The sequence below is a fragment of the Leptospira noguchii serovar Panama str. CZ214 genome (genome assembly GCF_000306255.2).
In the GTDB taxonomy this organism is placed as follows: domain Bacteria; phylum Spirochaetota; class Leptospiria; order Leptospirales; family Leptospiraceae; genus Leptospira; species Leptospira noguchii.
The window spans coordinates 110,517-128,659 of record NZ_AKWY02000034.1; the positions used below are offsets into that span (position 1 = coordinate 110,517).

Here is an 18,143-nt window from a genome sequence, read left to right on the forward strand (position 1 = left end):
TTTTGAAAAAAGAATCAAACCTTAGTATAAAAAACTTCTACTTTTAGAAAGGAAAATGTTTTTCTAATTTTTATAAATCGAACTCACACTAAATTATGAATCGTATTTTTTGGAATTGGATTGGTTTGTGGATTTTGATCTGGAACTTATTTCCGATTTTTGGAGAAGGGCTTAGAAATTTGCCAGAGGCACGGATTCCTTTAGATGAAGGAAAAAAATTGGAGCCTGGTGAACTTGCGGAAAAAAAAGAAGGTTGGTATGTAACAGCGATTCCATTATTGAGTTCGGATCCCGTAAGGGGACAAGGAGGTGGAATTCGTGCGAGTTTATTTTTTAACGGAAAGAAAACAGATTTATATTATGAATACGAAGCGTATCGAAGTAAACTTACACTTCAATTGTTTCAAACTAACCAGGGAGTTAAAAATCATTTTATACAGTTTGATTCTCCTTATATCTTAAATACTGCGTTTCGATGGAAAAGTAGTCTTAGTTTGGATTACAATCCTAATTCTCAATACTTTGGAATTGGAGAATCCTCTCTTCAATCTCTTTCTTATAGCCCTAGAAATTTACCTGGGATTGGTCGGGTAGGAAATGCAAGTTTTGATGCCTACGAAACTTCTCAATCATACATTCGCCCTTCTCGTACAGGTTCGGAAATTACTCCAACGGTAAGCGATCAGGGTTATAATCAGTATCTGTTCAATTCTACTACTTTCTTTAATGGAATTGATTATACCTTTTGGAAGGCTTGGAAATGGGTGATTGCAAATGAAATTTCCAGAAATATTATCGGTCATTCCGACGGAGTTTGGAATCCTTCCAAAGATCCATATTTTGCCGGAAGTATCTGGGAAACTCCGGTTCCAAATGGAGAATCAAAACTGACCCAAGATTATAGAGCCGGAAAAATCCGAGGATATAACGGAGGAGATATAGTTTATTTTAGAGCGGGTATCGCCTATGACACTCGAGACTTTGAGCCAGACCCGGATCGAGGTATATTAGCAGAGTTGAATGTGGCAAACGTTTCTAAACGCACTGGTTCCGACTTTAATTACAACAAGATTTTTTTTCAGACAAAATATTTTTATAAAATTCTGCCAAGTGTTTTTGAGGAATTGGTGTTCGCCACAAGAGTTGCGTTAGGTTACACTTCTTCTGGTGCTCCTTTTTCTGAAGTAAGATATATGTGGAGTTTGGACGGACCTATGACTGGAATTGGTGGCCTTCAAACGATGAGGGGTTATAGACAAGATCGTTTTGTTGCTCCGGTGGTCGGTTTTGGAAGTGCGGAGTTTCGTTGGAGATTTGCTACATTCAAAATTTTTGATGAACTTTTTACTTTGAGTTTAGTTCCGTTTTTTGATGTAGGTAGGGTTTGGGATTCCGAAAAAAGAATTAATTTACAAGGTTATAAACATTCTTGGGGAAGTGGATTTAGAATTATCTGGAATCAGGCTACTGTAATTTTGATCGACTTTGCAAAATCAAAAGAAGATTCTCAAATGTTTGTGGATTTTAGTCATGCGTTTTGAATATTACTGAAATCATTGAATTTGAGTTCGGTTGAAAAAGAATTTTTATAAGAGCTTGTTCCAAATAATTTTACGCGATCATTCTTTAGAAATTTTTAATAAAATGCAGTAGTTCCTACAAATTAAGTCGCATTTGACAATTTGTGAATTTTCAAGCAGTCTAATCTTGTTCAATTTTCGTGGTAGTTTCACATCTTAGGAATGATTTATAAAATCCAGATTCCGACTTTTTTTAGAAAAGGAATGATGGAGGCGAATTCACGTTCTTTAGATATTTCGAAACGAAACATTCTGAAATCCTTTAAAAGAAGAGATTACTTTTTAGATAGAATTTTCGTTAAATGATTTTCTAAATCGAATATAAAAAGGATCGTAACCCATTGCCTTCCAAAATGAAACTGCGTTTTCGTTTTCTATTATGGCTCTGAGTTCTATACTTTTGAATTCTTGGTCTTTTGCCCAAGATTCACATGCTAAAACCAATGGTTTCATATAACCTGATTTTTGTTTTCCTCGTTTGGTTACGGCCAGATCGATAAATAGAGTTTTCTGTTCTTCTAAATAAGGTTTGTCTTCCGTTCTGGCTATCAAAAGAGAAACAAGTTCATCTCCTAAAAAACCTCCTAAAAGTAATACTTTTCCAGTGCCTTTTAGTTTTAGATAGACGTCTATCATCTTAGTGCCCGCGCGGGGACGAATTTTAAATACTCCGTCTAACTGCAAAGAGTTGATTAAGCGAAAGAATTGATTTACGAGTTCGATTGAGGCTTCTCTATGTTCCGGAAGCAAATTAGCAATTTGAAATTGTTTTGAATTCGTTTTAGACTTGGGCATTTGGGTTTCGAATAGAAAAATATTAGAGTTGTTGAAAAATTCCATAGTTCAGTTTAACAAAACTACTTCAATCGACTGTTTCCATAAAACTGAAGCAGATGGAGAATTATTTTTTCAATAACTCTAATTTTTTCTAAAGATTCAATCTGTCCATAGATTTACATCTCCTATTTTATGAATTGAACTGGAACCGTATTTAGAAATCTTTTTGTAAAACGCTACTCAAGAACTATGAAATGGTTTTCAAAAGTCCGTTTCTGAACTGGGATTTGTTTCAGAATTTACGGTGTTTTATAAGTTTAGTAAGATCCTGAACTTGAACGTATTGAAAATACCCAAAATTAATCGTCGATTTTGCAAAGACGCAGAAGTTTTCACAAATTGAATCTGATTCAAAAAGAACGACTTTTTTAGACTATATCTTTTAACCCTTTTTTAAAATACTTCCAAATAGTAGAATGAGAATTGATTTTACAGTGGCAAAAAAGATTTTAGAATTTTATCTAATTGTACAATGTCTGATTTTTACTTTTGCGCTTTATTCAGAAAGTAAATTAGAAATTTCTAAAATCTTTAAATCTTCTCGAGACGAACTTGAACTTGACTCCGTTGATAAATTTTTTTCTGAACATAACGAATATATTTCCAACGGTTTTGACTTTCCAGTGGGGAAACCAAGCGCAAAGGGTTATATAGACAAACAACCTTTTGGAAAAAATTTTCATCTAGGTGAGGATTGGAATGCGGTTGGTAGAAACGACTATGGAGATCCGGTTTATGCGGTTTCACATGGAATCGTGAAATTTATAGGTGACGAAGGTCCAGGTTGGGGATCTGTAATTATGATTACTCATCTACTTCCTAACGGAAAAAGAATTAATTCTCTTTATGCACATCTTTCTAAGATAAACGTCTCTAAAGGGGATCGAATTAAAAAAGGCAAAATGATCGGTAGAATTGGTGACGCCAATGGTCGTTACGGACCACATCTTCACTTCGAAATGAGGGATGATTTCTTTCTTTCGACCGGGCCTGGTTATAGTAGAAATACTTCTGGCTATCTCAATCCAAAAGTATTTATCCGTAAAAATCGAAAATTGAAATGAGTATAAAAATTTTCCCCTACAGAAAAGAACTTTTGTGAAATGTTTTGTCGCGAAACCAGAAGAAGGTTTCAAGTGCCCTGAATTTTTCTCAGCGTTTTTCACAAAACTTTGCAAATGTGAGAACTACTGGTCGTATTCTGGATTTGTAATAGTTCCCACATTTTTAAACTATAGAGAATATGAATTCGGTTGAAGAAAGAGTTTTCTAAAAGTATGAGTTCCTACAATTTTAGAATTTGTTCGTAAAATCATGATTTGTAATAGTTTCCACATTTTTAAACTATAGAGTATATGAATTCGGTTGAAGAAAGAGTTTTCTAAAAGTATGAGTTCCTACAATTTTAGAATTTGTTCGTAAAATCGTGATTTGTAATAGTTCCCACATTTTAGGAATCAGTCTTCAAAATCCAGATTCCAATTTTTTTTTTTCAGAAAAATGAATCATGGCCGAACTCACGTTAAAGATAAGTATTCAAACTCAACATTCCCAGATTTGTGATAAAAAGTTGCTTTCCTATTGGATTTTGATTTTTGTAATAAATATCATACCAAACGTTATGAATAAAAGAATGTCGATCGAATCGATTTCTGAGATTCTTTGAAAAATCAAATTGACAGTATATGCTTGAACCGTTTCCGTTTGGTTCTGAAATATAGAAACAGGAAATCCATGAAGAAATTTCTGATATTCGTAAGTTTTGCAATCAGTCTGTTTTTTGTAACGACCGGAGCCGCCTATGGACAACAACAAGATTGTTCTAAGTTGGCATTTATGGACGATGTCCAACGGAAACCAAGAACGGATTTACCATTTCCTATCTCCGAAATGAGACGTCTGAGGCCGGAAGATATTTGTAAAAAGAAAGAAGGTTGGTTTCCTACCGGTCTTCCTCTTTTAAACTCCGATCCGAACGTAGGTGTTGGATACGGGGTCCGGGTGTTTTTAATCAACAACGGTAAAAAATCCGATCCGTTTTTTGAATACGCTCCGTATCGATTTAGAATGTTCGCTCAGTATTTTAATACGACTAAAAATAGACAATATCAAGATATCAGTTTTGACGCTCCTTATGTTTTCGATACCAAGTGGAGACTGAGAGGAGATTTGATCTACGATACAAACCCAAATACTTTATACTATGGAATTGGCGAGAAATCTTTAGAAACACTTTCCTATCAAGAACGCAATCAACCCGGAGGTGAAGTCGTAAGAAACGCTACTTACCACGAGAGGGAAAAAAATATCTATTTTACAAGACCTGGAGGTCCTGGAGATCCGTTAGATTTTCAAGGAACCAACTATTCCGGGTTTCCAAATAATGATGCGTTTCGGGTCACGGATCGAATGTATAACCGCTATGATATCCGTTCTCCGCAAGCCAATCTAAGTGGAGAACATATATTTTTTGGAGGTTTGGTTCGAACGGTCGCAGGAATTCGGGTTTCTCAGAACATAATCAAAACCTTTGACGGACAGTTTGTAAAAAGTACGGATCCTTTGACAGAAGGAACTCCTTTTAGTAATTCTGGTATGACTCCCAATGCAAAAACAAAAGTAACAGAAGACGCAGAGGCTGGAAAAATCATAGGAGCTAACGGCGGTAATGTGAATTCGGTCCGATTTGGATTGGTCTTAGATACCAGAGATTTAGAACCAGATCCAAACCGAGGAATGTTTGTAGAAGCGACTTATGAAAAAGTTGCTAAGGCCTTTGGATCTGATTTTCAATATTCCAAATACTTTACTCAGATCAAATTATTCTACAGTCCGTTTCCAAAAGTATTTGATAAATTAGTCATTGCAGGTAGAGGGGCGTTCGGTTTGACCGAAGGAGACGCTCCTTTTTTTGAATATAGAAATTTATGGTCTACGGAAGGTGGAATTACCGGGCTCGGAGGATTAAGGACTTTAAGAGGTTACAAACAAGATCGATTTGCTGGTAAAGCAATGGGATGGGGAAACCTAGAACTTCGTTGGAAGTTTTTTGATTTTAACATTGCTGGACAACATTTTGCCCTCAACTTGGTGCCTTTTGTGGACTTTGGTAGAGTTTGGGACGACGAACATAACGTAGGTCTCAAGGATTATAAATATTCCAAAGGTTTAGGATTTAGAATCGCCTGGAATCAGAGTACGATACTTATGTTGGACTACGCGGTTTCCAAGGAAGACAAACAAGTATTTATGAACTTTAACCACATTTTCTGAGGAAATCATGAAAAAATATCAGTATATTCTAATATTCTATATCTTATTTTCTTTTTTCGTAAATTGCGAGGAGAAACCGGACGATACTACTTTGGGTTTTATTAACGAGGACGAGAAAGTATTACTTGCAGGTATGTTATTTTTTAATCCTTATTCGGTAGATACTACTTCCGGAACAATCACTGATACAACGAGTAAGTTGATGTGGAAAATTTGTACACAGGGACAGGTTCTTCGAGTAGGGCAAAACGGCCAATACGATTGTGAAGGAATCAACGACGCTTCTACTATTATAGGAAGATACGGAGCCTCTCTTTTTCAATTTTGTTCTCTCAATTTAAATGACTGTAATGTAATATCTATCCCGCAGGTTTTGGTGGGACAAACTCCTGGATTTTCCGGAACGAGCGAGGCATACGATACTTGTTCTCAGGATCGTACCGCAGGACATTTTGATTGGAGACTTCCCACCTTACCAGAGTTAAAGGCTTTGACCGCTTCTGGAAGTTTGAATTCTTTTCTTTTGAAATTTCCGAATACTGTAGAAGACCATTATTGGACTTCTTGGGCAAAGGAAGGAACTGTAGATACGGCTCATACAATCAGTTTTGAAGCTTCTCATTTTGGGGAAGAAATGGCATTTGCAAAAACAAATCGAAATTTTGTCCGATGTGTTAGAAGTCTTCCCTAATAAATTGGGAGGCCAAAAAGTTTTATGGGCTTAATCTTAATGGAAGTTTGTATTAAAACTTCTCGGTTGATAAAAAATTAGGCGAGTGTTTGTGTGGAAACTATTACCTTTCACTTTGGAAGAATCGTTCAAGAGTTTAAAATTGGATAAAAAGTTAAATTTGAAAAAACTCGTTGTATTTTGTTATCGTTACGACGAGAGATCGGTATTTTTTAGCTGATTTTTGTTTTAAAATTATACTCTTTTCACTTGTCTTAGAGAAAGGGTTTCGTATAACGGATTTTAACTTTCTAAAATAACGTGCGTTAATGCGCAGGGATCGATGCGCCGTTAATAAATTGTAATTAAAGACTAAATGTTGTATTACGTTTTTTTCATACAATTTATTAACCCGAACGGAGAGGCTTACCTTTGGCAAGCCGGATTCACCCAGATTTTCTTACGTTAAACTCAAGTTAAAATAAGATCTTTGAAAAATTTGGATCTTGTTTTATACAATAATCCATCATATTCTCCGGTTTATGAAAAAGATTTTTAGGGCGATTTTAGAATTTAGGAAGCTTTTGAGTATTTTACCGAAAATGGAAAGATTGTTAGATGAGTTTTTTAGAATATACTTAAAATAGTATATTTTATTTTGTTAACGTAGATTGATTCTGATGAAGAATCGTAAATTCTTGGTTCTAAAAATATGAAAAACGATAATTCAATTTTAAAATTGCAAAACTTTTCTGTTTCTATTTTTTACAAAGATAAAACGTGGGATTTAAAAAATTTTTACAAATCCTTTTTTACAATTTTTGTAATTTCTAGATGTATCTTTATTCCCTCTTTCAAAATTTCTGCCCAAGAAAACTTTACGGGTTGTGACAAACCGGAAGCAAGAAAGGATCTTCCGTTTTCGATCGATAGGGCCAAACAGATGTGTAAAAAAGATCTGGATAATAAGAAAGAAGGTTGGTATCCTACAGGGCTTCCTCTGATCAATTCTGATCCGAACGAAGGAATAGGCTATGGTGTTAGAGTTTATGGCTATAACAACGGAAAAAAAAGTGATCCGTTTTTTGAATATACTCCGTATAGACTTCGCTTTTTCGCGCAATATTTTAATACGACAAAAAATGCTCAATATCACCAGCTCAGTTTAGATATGCCTTATGTAGCTAATACACAGTGGAGACTTCGTGCAGATGCTTTACTTACGATTACTCCTACTACTTTGTACTTTGGAGTAGGAGAATCTACGTTAAAACCTTTGACGTATCACGAACGAAATCAACCAGGCGCGCCACAGATTACGAATGGGCAATATGGTTTGCAGGAATCTACGTTTCAATACCAAAGACCCGGAGGTCCGGGAGATCCGATTGAACTTGGAGGTAGGCTTTATTCAGGAGTTCCCTCTGGTCCTGGGTTTAATGTGACCGATCGTATGTATAACCGTTATACGATCCAAACTCCTCAGTTGAATTTCAGTACAGAGCGATCTTTTTTTCATGGAACTGTAAGACTCGTGGCTGGTTTTAGACTTTCGAATAACATTGTATATGTGAACGACGGAAAATTTGTAAAGTCAATAGACCCGATTTTTGAAGGAACTCCTTTTAGCAATTCGGGGCAGGTTCCAAACGCTAAAACCAGACTTACTGAAGACGCGGAGGCCGGAAAAATTTTAGGTTATCATGGAGGATTTGTAAACACTGCTAAGATTGGTTTTGTGTATGATACGAGAGATTTTGAACCAGATCCAAACTCTGGTGTTTTTTTGGAAGGCACTTATGAAAAGGCCTCTAAAACGATTGGTTCCGATTTTGATTTTCAGAAGTATTTTGGACACGCAAAATTCTTTTACAGCCCGTTTCCGAAGACGTTTGAAAAGTTGGTTTTGGCTTCTAGATTTGGTTTTGGGATTTCGGATGGGAATGTTCCATTTTTTGAATATAGAAATCTTTGGGGGACGGAAAACACTGTCTCCGGTTTGGGCGGGCTTAGAACTCTTCGGGGTTACAAACAGGATCGATTTGTGGGACGTGCGATGGGTTTTGGTACGTTGGAACTGCGTTGGAAATTTTGGGCATTTTCAGTCGGGGGAGAATACTTCGCTTTAAACTTAGTTCCTTTTTGGGATTTTGGTAGGGTTTGGAACGATGAACACAAGGCGGGTTTAACTGATTATAAATATTCTCAGGGTTTAGGTCTTAGAATTGCTTGGAATCAAGCGACGATTATCATGATGGATTATGCAGTTTCCAGAGAAGACAAACAACTTTTTGTCAATTTTAGTCACGCGTTCTGAGACAATCTCAGTGGTAAGATTCTTCCCTGGAAAGATTTTGTAATAGTTCCCACATTTTCAGAGTTTAACTGTAAAATTCGGATTTTGTAATAGTTCCCACAAATTCAGAGTTTAATTGTAGAATTCAGATTTTGTAATAGTTCCCACAAATTCAGAGTTTAACTGTAAAATTCAGATTTTGTAATAGTTCCCACAATTGCAGAGTTTAACTGTAAAATTCGGATTTTGTAATAGTTCCCACAATTGCAGAGTTTAACTGTAAAATTCGGATTTTGTAATAGTTCCTACAATTTCAAATCAAAGAAGAACTTTATCGTTTCCGATTTCCGTATCGATTCTAGAAGGGTTTCTATTTTCAGGATAGTCTGTGGAAAAATGAAGACCTCTGCTTTCTTTTCTGGAGAGTGCAGAACGAATGATCAGTTCTGCAACAATCACCAAGTTACGCAATTCAATAAGTGGATTTGTGATCACGGTCCGATTATAGTAATCCTTAACTTCGTCGTAGATCAGATCCATTCTACGTTTTGCTCTTTCCAATCTGAGATTAGAACGAACGATTCCAACGTAATTACTCATTGTATTTTTAATTTCGTTTAGATCGTGAGAAATCAAAACCCATTCCTCTGTGTTGACCATTCCTTCTTTGTTCCAAGAAGGGATTTCATCGTGAGTTTTAGTAAATTTCGGATTTTCTTTTGAAATTCTTTGAGCGATCCGATTAGAAAATACGAGACATTCCAAAAGACTGTTAGAAGCAAGGCGGTTACCGCCGTGAACACCAGTACATGCGGTTTCTCCCGCTGCAGAAAGATTAGAAATCGTAGTCCTACCTTCTAAATCCGAAGCCACACCCCCACACAAAAAGTGTGCAACAGGAACAACTGGAATCCGATCGGTGGTGATGTCAATTCCCAGTTCTTTACATTTTTCGTAAATAGAAGGAAAGGATTCTATGATCTGAGAAGAAGGAAGATGTGTGACATCCAGCCAAACATGAGCTTCTCCTCTTTTTTTCATCTCCGAATCAATGGCTCTTGCTACCACGTCCCTAGGAGCCAGATCACCCATAGGATGATAACGTTTCATAAAAGCTTCACCGTCCCGATTGAGTAAAATCGCTCCTTTGCCACGCACCGCTTCTGAGATCAAAAAAGAATTTCCATCTTTGTGATAAAGTGCGGTAGGGTGAAATTGATAGAATTCCATGTTTTTAATGAGAGCGCCCGCTCTGTATGCAGAAGCGACACCGTCTCCGGTAGCGATTTTAGGATTGGTGGTATGAGAATAAACCTGACCAGCACCACCTGTGGCAAGAATTGTTTCTTTTGCCAAAATAGGAAACACTTCTCCAGTATGGTTGGAAAGAACGTAAGCGCCGTAACAGATTAAACCTTTTCGTTTTAGATGATGTGGGGTAATTAAATCTACTAAAGTATGATATTCTAATATTTGAATATTTGATTTTTTTTTTACAACGTTCAAAAGGGTTTTTTCAATTTCCCTTCCGGTTCGGTCGTGTGCGTGTACAATTCGGTTTTTACCATGTCCTCCTTCTCTGGAAAGATCAAATTTACCGGAAGGTTCTAAATTGAATGGAACTCCAAAATTTAAAAGTTCTTTTACTAAAGGAGGTCCTTCTTCCACTAAAACTTGAACCGCAGCAGGGTCACAAAGCCAGGCTCCCGCTTCTAAAGTATCCCTTACGTGATCTTCTAATTTGTCTCCTTCTGCAAATACGGAAGCGATTCCACCTTGTGCGTAGTTTGTGTTGGATTCATAGTCCGATTTTTTTGTGATTATGATTACGGAGCCGTAGGGAGCGAGTTTTAAGGCCGCAAAAAGGCCCGTAATTCCGCTCCCTAGGACTAAAAAGTCCGTTTTGATACGGGGCATGTTATTTCTTTTTTTGAATACTGAGTAGGGCTTCTATATAATCCAAGGAACGGATCAATTGATAGTCCGGTTTGATCGGATCGTTTTTATGAACCGCAATGAATTCGGATGCCTTTCCGTTTTTTTGAACCCAGGCTTCTAACTTCTTTATGTCAAAGGAACTTTTTTCTTCAGCTTCGGGAGGAAGTTCAGAAAGATGGTTCCACATATTTTCTTCTCTAAATCGAAACGGAAACGAACCGTCTTCTTCGGAAGAAATATCTATGTCCGGTTTGACTCCTACAACTTGAATCGTGTTTCCGGAAGGAGAATAATAACGAGCTTGTGTAAGTTTAATCAAGTAGTCGTTGCCTAAGGGCATTAACTTTTGTACAGTAGCCTTTCCAAAAGTCCTTTCTCCCAATAGAATTCCTCTTCCGTGGTGTTTGATTGCACTGGCTACGATTTCAGAAGCAGAAGCAGATTTAGCATTGATTAGAACAGCTAACGGCAAATTGGTGATGTCCTTGTTTTTAGCGTAGGCGTCTTCTGGACTACGGTTTGGACTTTTTGTAGAAACGATCAGACCTTTTTCGATAAACATATCCGCGATGTCGATTGCAAGATCTAAATAACCGCCAGCGTTATTTCTTAGATCCAAAACCAACGCTTTGAGTTTGGTTCCTTTCGCTTGTGCTTCTTTATCTAATTCCTTGTATTTCTCTATAATTTCCCGGTCTACGGAAGGGCCTTCCTCAGACTTCACAAAACCGGTCAGTTTGATATAACCGATATGTTCATGACCTTCAATGAGTTTACTACTTAAGTTTTTGATCTCGATCGTATCTCTTACTACTTCAATGTGTAATGTGCCCGGAACTCCTTTTCTCTGAATGGTAAGTGCTACCTTGGAGCCTTTTTTACCTTTGATCTTTTCTACTACCTTGTCTAAAAGAATTCCTTTGATCGACTTTCCATCTACTGCTAGGATTACGTCTCCGGAACGAATTCCGGCATTGACCGCGGGCCTTCCTTCGAGCGGATTTTCTACGACAACTTCTTTATTGCCACCACCAGAAAGAATGGCACCGATTCCTTCAAAACTTCCGTCTTGAATTTTGGCCATAGATTCTTCCCAAGCGGATCTTAAAAAAACATTACTATGGGGATCTAAAGAAGATAAATAACCGTTCGCCGCTGCAAGCATCACGTCATTCATCGTAAACGGTTCTTTGGATTTTTCTTCTGATTCTCCAAAAGGATCTTTTAAAGGAGAATCTTTATACTTGTCTAAATTGGTTTCAATAAATGCTAAAACTCGGTCAAAATCTTTTTTACTAAAACCGGTTCGTTCCCATTTAGAAGAAAGAACATTTTTACGGATCTTTTCTCTTTCTACGATCTTTTTAACTTCTTCGTCACTTACTTTGGTTTTGTTTGCGTCTTCTTTGAGTTTACGATCTCGTATCTTTTCCACTTCTGCATAATCCGGATCAAAGAGGATGAAAGAATCGTCTGTGGAAATCTTAAACGTTTTACCCGGAAAAATTTCGTCTTTTTCTTCGTATTTATCTCTTTCCTTGAAATAACTTTCCGGATAGAGATAAATGGAATGAGGAAGAGATAAGAGAGCATAGATTGCTGCTTCTCGGTAGGCTCGGTTTTTATCGATATTTTTATCGATATAGTAACGAGAAACATGACTTACGACGTTATCAAAATCTTTGAGTGTAAAGTCCGCCTTGACCGGGGACTTGCCGGATGTAGGCTCGCAGAATAGGATAAAAATGGCCAAAAGAGTGGAAAGTAACAACGAAAATGCGGTAGATCCTTTTTTCAAACTCATGTCCTTTCAGAAAATTTTCGGTTCATTCTCTATTGAAATCTCAAAGTGTCAATCTATTTGGAACGTAAGTTTTATCTTATTGATTTTCGAATTTGGCTGTTCGACTGTTTCCATGCCCGGTTCCGGAAGGTTCGCCTTAGAAATGGTACAAGAACAGGCGATTGTAGAATTCTACGGAACCTCAGAAGAAAGGGAATCTTCTGTTAAACTGCTTAAATCTAGTTGTAGATCCTTACATCCTGATCGAGCCTTGTCTTGTTATAATCTTTCTGTACTTTTAGCCTCTTCAAAAAATTATCCAGAAGCATTGGAATATGCGCTTCGAGCCAGAAAAGCAGATCCGTTTGATAGCCTTTATAGGGATCAGGTATTTCAGATTGCGTATCATTTGGAGTTAGAACAAGGAGAGGCACTTTCCGTAAACGAAGTGGAAAAGAGATATTTCAGAGCGATTAAAAACTGTAAAGAAGGGAAAAAGAACGAAACACTTTCGGATTTGATCGTACTGGCCGCTTTAAAAGAAATCGGGAAGGAATCCTTACAAAAAGGAATTTTTGCGGAATGTGTGGGAGAATCGGAATCTCTGGTTCACTTAAAACCAAATGAAGTAAATTATATAAAAGAATATTATAAATTTCTAGAGAATTCACATCCGTATCGAGAAGTTTGGGACGTTAGCGGAACGGTACGTAGACAAACCTTAGAAAAGATGCAAATCCCAAACCAGGAAGTTACAAAAACTTGGAAGGAATTTAGACAATCTGTAAAATCTAAAAATAAAGTACAGGCAATAGAACACTTAAAAAAGTTCAAAGAAAGCCTGGAAAAGGTTTCTCAAAAGAGCCAACACTCTAAAAATTTGGCACTCAATCTCAAAAAAGCAGCCTTTTATTTGATTCAAGGGGATCCTAGTTTTGAAGGATTTAGACATCTTACAAAAGAGCTTGAAGATAATCCTTAACACTTTGATCAATTCCGGTTTCCAAGGCTCTGGAAATCAGTCTATGGCCAATAGACACTTCTTGAAGTCCGGGAAGTCTGGAAAAAATTTTCAAATTTTCATGATCTAGATCGTGACCGGCGTTGATTCCCATTTTTTGGCTTAGAATTGCGGTAGCGGCTGGGACATACTCGGTTTCAAAAAATTTTTTTCCAGTTTGGGGAGAATGATCAAATGTTTCTGCAAAAGGACCCGTATAAAACTCTACTCGATCTGCGCCAGAAAAAGAGGCGAGTTTTAGGTTTTTCAGACCGGTTTCTACAAAAAGGGAGACTCGTATTTTATCTTTCTTTAGAATTTTAGAATATTCAGAAAGGATTTCCATATCTTTTTCAAAATCGAATCCGTGATCCGAGGTAATTTCTCCCGGAGTTACTGGAACGAGAGTCGCCTGATCAGGTTTTACTTTTAGAACTAAATCCAAAAAACGGGGAGAAGGTTCCCCTTCTAAATTATATTCTATTTTTATACTATTCTTTCGGTTGTAGGAATCAATAAATTCTTTCAAAACAAATACATCTTCTTTTCGAATATGTCTTTCATCTTCTCTGGGATGGACGGTAATTCCGTGAGCCCCCGCTTTCAAAATCAAATTCGCGAAATGTAATAGATTCGGAATATTCCCCCCTCTAGAATTACGCAGTGTGGCGATTTTGTTGATATTTACGCTCAGTTTGATTTTCAAAATAGGATTCTCCTTTTAATACGGTTTAGAAACGTAAATTCGTTTTTACTGATCTTTTACAGAATAGAGTACATAAATTTTGAAACGAATTCTAAAAATTCGATTTTATAGTTCTCGAGTAGAACTCACCTACATTTTGAGATCTTATTTTAAAACTTTAAAAAAGAAACGAGTATAAATACGTCAGTTCAACTTTGAAAACTATCTCTTAAAAAAAATCCTATTTTTAAAAATCGAAAAAAAGAAAAATCAAAGGATTCTTTCCTTGCGTTTTTTTCAAAAATCGGTTAAGGTTTTCGCCCGTCCTTCAAGTAAGAGGTTCCAATTATTTCTGCTTGAAGGACGCTACCTCTCACATAACATGGTCAATTCCGATGGCAAATAACAAAAAGACTAAGCCCAAAAAAACTGCCACGGCCGGGGCTAAGAAAAAGGCAACGGCAAAAAAAACTGCGCCCAAAAAAGGGAACGCATTGGCAAAAAAGAAAGTTGAGATCATCAAAAAGGCTCTATCGAGTCCTTCTACAAAATCTAAACCTACAAGTACGAAAAAGGTTTCTGGTTCTAAGGTTGTTAATTCCTTCAATCCTCTCGGAAAAAAATGGACCTGTCATACTTGTTCTACCAAATTCTACGATCTCAATAAAGAAGAAAAACTCTGTCCTAAATGTGGAGCGGACCAAAATAAACGTCCGGTTGCACGCACTCGTACTGTTCGTCCTAGAGTCGTTGAGGAAGAAATCGTAGAAGAAGAAGCTTTAATTGAAGACGATGAAATAGAGTTCACCGAAGAACCACTGGAAGAAGCTTTGGAGGAAGAAGAGGATGATGCGGAAGAACAGGAAGAGTAATCTTCTTCTTTGACTTTTCCGATTTTGATTCTTGCCGCTCCAACCGGAGCGGGTAAAACCTCCCTCATTACCGAACTGGATCCTACTCGGTTCGAGATTCTTTCTTTCGATTCCAGACAGATTTATAAAGAAATGCCAATTGGAACCGCGGCTCCCACAAAAGAGCAGCAGTCAAAAATTTGTCATCATCTCGTAGAAGTGTTATCTCCTAAGGAAAGTATAGACGCTGGACTTTACAATCGAATGGCGGAAGAGGCTTTGCAAAAAGTTTTAAATTCCGGTAAAATTCCGGTTCTTACTGCGGGCACAGGCTTTTATCTAAAGGCGTTTTTGTTTGGAATGTTTCCAGTACCAGATATCAGTGTTTCCGTTCGAGAACGGGTTCTTTCTATGAATCTAGAAGAAAAAAAGATTCTTTTAAATGACTTAGATCCGGAGGCTTTGGATAAAATATTTTCAGGGGACGATTATAGATTGGGTAGGGCTTTAGAAGTCAATTTGATGGGAGAGAAATGGTCCCGTTTGAAAATTGATCCAAATACTTCTGCGATTCATAAATATAATTTGGAAATTCGTTTGGGTATTTTTTTGGACCTGGATCGGAAAGAACTTTATGAAAGAATCAACCTAAGAGCCAAACAGATGATCGATTTGGGAATGGCAGATGAGGCTTGGAAAATTAAAGAAAGATACGGTGAATCTTGTCCCGGACTCAAATCGTTGGGTTATAATTTTGCACTTGAAAATAAAAAAGGAAACTCCAATGTAGAGACATTCCTTACGGATTTAAGTCAGTCTCATAGGAATTATGCCAAAAGGCAGGTCACTTGGTTTCGAAAGGAAAACTATATCCAATCGATGGATCGGTCCGAGGCGCTGGAACGTATCAAACATATAAAATAAACGGAAATAAAAAAAGATGTCTGCTAAAAACAATATACAGGATCAACTCTTAAACACTGCCCGGAAGGATAAATTGGATCTTACCATTTATCTACTGAACGGGGTTCCCTTGAAAGGTAAGGTGGTAAGTTTCGATAATTTTACGATCGTACTCGAACAGGAAAATAAACAGAGTCTCGTTTATAAACACGCTATTTCTACGATCATTCCCGCCAAGATCATCAAACTCTATACAGAGGAAGCAAAAGACAACAAAGACGCAGCTCAGGGATAATGCGATTTTGGATTAAGTTATTTTGGGTCCTTGTTTTTGGGGCCCTAACGGTTCTTATTTATCTTTGTATTCATACTCTTAAAGAAAGAGAGTCGCTTCTTGTACTGGACGGTTCTGAAGAATTATTAGATTATACTTCTGGGCCCGGTTATGTGTTCGAATGGAAAACGATTTTTCCCTGGAAATATACAGTAGTTCGTTTTCCCATCTTTTCTAAAATTTCCAATGTAGTCTTGAACATAGATCTTTCTTCTGGAATGTTTCCCGAAAATTCTCCGGAAGGAAAAATCAAAATTTCTCTCGAAGTTAGATATTCTTTGTACCCAAACAGGGCTTTTGAGTTTTTGGAAGCCGCCGGAATCGGACAAGAAAAGATAGATTCTTATATTAGAAAAATAGTATATTCTATTGTTCGTAAGAAGGTAGAAGAGTTTTTAGCAAATCCGAACACCCTCAAAACTAATTTAGACAATTATCTAAGGACGAAATTTTCCTCGGAGTTACTTTCCGAGGAAAAAACATTCCAGAATTTGAATCTAAGAATTTTAGATTTACAGGTTCCGGAACCTGCACTCATCACAGGTGTGTACAGAAATCAAAATCTGATTCTTCAAAAAAAATTAGATCTTACAACTGCCCTAGGAAAAGCGGAGGCTTTTAAGATTGAGGAAGACGCAAAAATTTCTTCGCTTCTTAGACGTTTAGAAAAGACCAAGGATTTTATAACTAAAAATCCGGATATGAAAGAGTTTCTTCTTTATGAAAGTTTATCTGACAATGTAGAAGTGATTTTGCTTCCTTCGGAGATGATCTTAGGAGAAGTTCCGTCCTCTAAAAAGAAAAAGAACCCTAAAAAACCCAAAGAGGTAGAATGAACCAATACAAACCGGTAGTTTTGATTATGGCGGGGGGAAAGGGAGAACGTTTTTGGCCTCGTTCTAGAATTTCCACACCAAAACAACTTCAGAAAGTATATTCTAATAAAACACTTTTACGGGAAACATTAGAGCGCGCTCTTACAATTACTACGATAGATCGTATTTATATCGGAACTAATGCGAGTCTAAAAAAGTCGATTCTGACTCAGGAAAAAAATTTCCCCGAAAAAAATTTTATCATCGAACCGGAAGGGAAAAATACGGCTCCCATCATCGCACTTGCTTCTTTGTATTTTCAGGAAAAATACGGTGATCCTTTTCAAGTAGTTTTGTCTGCGGATGCTTGGATTCAACCAGTAAAGGAATTTACAAAGACAATTTCTACGGCTTTAGAACATACAAAAGATCATTTGGTTTTACTAGGAATTAAACCCAATCGTCCTGAAATCGGATACGGTTATATAGAAACTGGAAAGTCGACTGACGGCTGTTTTGCGGTAAAATCTTTTTACGAAAAACCAGACGTAAAAACCGCACTCAAATATATTAAGAAGAAAAACTTCTATTGGAATCCAGGGATTTTTTTATGGAAAACTTCTTTAATATTAGAAGAATTTAAAACACATTCTCCTAAAATTTTAGATCCTCTTAAAGAACGATTTCCTTTTAAAAAAGCGGGAGAACTTGCCGCGGCTTTTAAGATAGTTTCTTCTGAACCTGTGGATATAGCTATTATGGAAAGAAGTTCTCGTATCAAAATGGTTGAGGCGAGTTTTGGTTGGGACGACGTAGGATCTTGGACTTCTTTAGAAAGGGTAATGGCAGGAGACGAGTCTGGAAACAGACATATGGGAAAGACGGTTTTGTTTCACAAGTCTTCCGGAAATATCACTCAGACTCGCAAAGAGTTTACAGCCATTTTAGGTGTAAACGATTTGATCGTTGTAGAAGAGGAAGACGTTTTATTTATCAGTACAAAATCAGGAATAAATGATATTAAAAATCTAGTCTCGGAACTTCGTAAAAATAAAACTTTACAAAAGTACACGGAATAGTTTTTTGACAGGAAGGAAAATCTAAGGAGTTCTTAATGCCTTCAGGTAAAAAAAGAAAGCGCAGAAAGATCGCTACTCATAAAAGAAAGAAAAAGAGAA

General features: G+C 36.9%; 15 protein-coding genes. 11 read left to right on the top strand and 4 right to left on the bottom strand.

Features of this window, described 5'->3' with window-relative positions:
• Positions 1-95 precede the first annotated feature (95 nt).
• Entirely contained in the window at positions 96-1,541 is a 1,446-nt protein-coding gene (gene omp85, locus LEP1GSC059_RS17830; RefSeq protein ID WP_020981150.1) for an Omp85 family outer membrane protein, read from the top strand.
• 321 nt (positions 1,542-1,862) lie between these two features.
• Here omp85 (LEP1GSC059_RS17830) and LEP1GSC059_RS17835 read toward each other — a convergent pair whose 3' ends face one another.
• A complete protein-coding gene (locus LEP1GSC059_RS17835) occupies positions 1,863-2,375 on the bottom strand; it encodes a GNAT family N-acetyltransferase (protein ID WP_002153975.1) in 513 nt (170 codons plus the stop codon).
• 458 nt (positions 2,376-2,833) lie between these two features.
• On the opposite strand from LEP1GSC059_RS17835, the gene LEP1GSC059_RS17840 reads away from it, so the two are divergent.
• From LEP1GSC059_RS17840 to omp85 (LEP1GSC059_RS17855), 4 genes are all read left to right on the top strand, one after another.
• Positions 2,834-3,481, top strand: coding sequence for a M23 family metallopeptidase (locus LEP1GSC059_RS17840; RefSeq protein ID WP_002178590.1), 648 nt, complete (start codon positions 2,834-2,836; stop codon positions 3,479-3,481).
• A 670-nt stretch (positions 3,482-4,151) separates the two neighbouring features.
• Positions 4,152-5,690 (top strand): Omp85 family outer membrane protein, encoded by a 1,539-nt coding sequence (omp85, locus tag LEP1GSC059_RS17845; protein ID WP_017214645.1) that lies wholly within the window; start codon positions 4,152-4,154, stop codon positions 5,688-5,690.
• A gap of 7 nt (positions 5,691-5,697) precedes the next feature.
• The gene (gene lsa25, locus LEP1GSC059_RS17850; RefSeq protein ID WP_002178619.1) at positions 5,698-6,381 is read left to right on the top strand and encodes a surface adhesin Lsa25; all 684 of its coding nucleotides are present in this window, start codon (positions 5,698-5,700) and stop codon (positions 6,379-6,381) included.
• A gap of 691 nt (positions 6,382-7,072) precedes the next feature.
• Positions 7,073-8,677, top strand: coding sequence for an Omp85 family outer membrane protein (omp85, locus tag LEP1GSC059_RS17855; protein WP_020981142.1), 1,605 nt, complete (start codon positions 7,073-7,075; stop codon positions 8,675-8,677).
• Positions 8,678-8,974: 297 nt separating this feature from the next.
• Here omp85 (LEP1GSC059_RS17855) and nadB read toward each other — a convergent pair whose 3' ends face one another.
• Positions 8,975-10,573: an L-aspartate oxidase gene (gene nadB / locus LEP1GSC059_RS17860; protein ID WP_017214646.1), complete on the bottom strand. Its 1,599-nt coding sequence runs from the start codon at positions 10,571-10,573 to the stop codon at positions 8,975-8,977.
• A gap of 1 nt (position 10,574) precedes the next feature.
• On the bottom strand, positions 10,575-12,398 hold the full coding sequence (locus tag LEP1GSC059_RS17865) for a S41 family peptidase (RefSeq protein WP_036026454.1): 1,824 nt from the start codon (positions 12,396-12,398) through the stop codon (positions 10,575-10,577).
• On the opposite strand from LEP1GSC059_RS17865, the gene LEP1GSC059_RS17870 reads away from it, so the two are divergent.
• Complete coding sequence (locus LEP1GSC059_RS17870) at positions 12,340-13,359, top strand: hypothetical protein (protein WP_020981308.1); 1,020 nt, start codon at positions 12,340-12,342, stop codon at positions 13,357-13,359. The genes LEP1GSC059_RS17865 and LEP1GSC059_RS17870 overlap by 59 nt on opposite strands.
• On the opposite strand, the gene LEP1GSC059_RS17875 is transcribed toward LEP1GSC059_RS17870, so the two are convergent.
• Positions 13,331-14,083, bottom strand: a complete 753-nt coding sequence (locus LEP1GSC059_RS17875; protein ID WP_002178831.1) for a pyridoxine 5'-phosphate synthase — start codon at positions 14,081-14,083, stop codon at positions 13,331-13,333. The two genes, LEP1GSC059_RS17870 and LEP1GSC059_RS17875, sit on opposite strands and share 29 nt — an antisense overlap.
• Before the next feature lie 374 nt (positions 14,084-14,457).
• Between LEP1GSC059_RS17875 and LEP1GSC059_RS17880 the strand changes: the two genes are divergently transcribed.
• The 5 genes from LEP1GSC059_RS17880 to LEP1GSC059_RS17900 are packed head-to-tail and all read left to right on the top strand — an operon-like array spanning position 14,458 to position 18,044.
• Positions 14,458-14,934 (top strand): TIGR02300 family protein, encoded by a 477-nt coding sequence (locus LEP1GSC059_RS17880; RefSeq protein ID WP_002178584.1) that lies wholly within the window; start codon positions 14,458-14,460, stop codon positions 14,932-14,934.
• Between the two features lie 9 nt (positions 14,935-14,943).
• The gene (gene miaA, locus LEP1GSC059_RS17885; protein WP_017214649.1) at positions 14,944-15,837 is read left to right on the top strand and encodes a tRNA (adenosine(37)-N6)-dimethylallyltransferase MiaA; all 894 of its coding nucleotides are present in this window, start codon (positions 14,944-14,946) and stop codon (positions 15,835-15,837) included.
• A gap of 16 nt (positions 15,838-15,853) precedes the next feature.
• Positions 15,854-16,111, top strand: coding sequence for an RNA chaperone Hfq (hfq, locus tag LEP1GSC059_RS17890; protein ID WP_001274793.1), 258 nt, complete (start codon positions 15,854-15,856; stop codon positions 16,109-16,111).
• On the top strand, positions 16,111-16,986 hold the full coding sequence (locus tag LEP1GSC059_RS17895) for an SPFH domain-containing protein (protein WP_017214650.1): 876 nt from the start codon (positions 16,111-16,113) through the stop codon (positions 16,984-16,986). Before hfq ends, LEP1GSC059_RS17895 begins: the two co-directional genes overlap by 1 nt.
• Positions 16,983-18,044 carry a mannose-1-phosphate guanylyltransferase gene (locus tag LEP1GSC059_RS17900; protein WP_020981219.1) on the top strand — a complete coding sequence of 354 codons (1,062 nt, stop codon included), beginning with the start codon at positions 16,983-16,985 and terminating at the stop codon, positions 18,042-18,044. Before LEP1GSC059_RS17895 ends, LEP1GSC059_RS17900 begins: the two co-directional genes overlap by 4 nt.
• Positions 18,045-18,143: the final 99 nt, after the last annotated feature.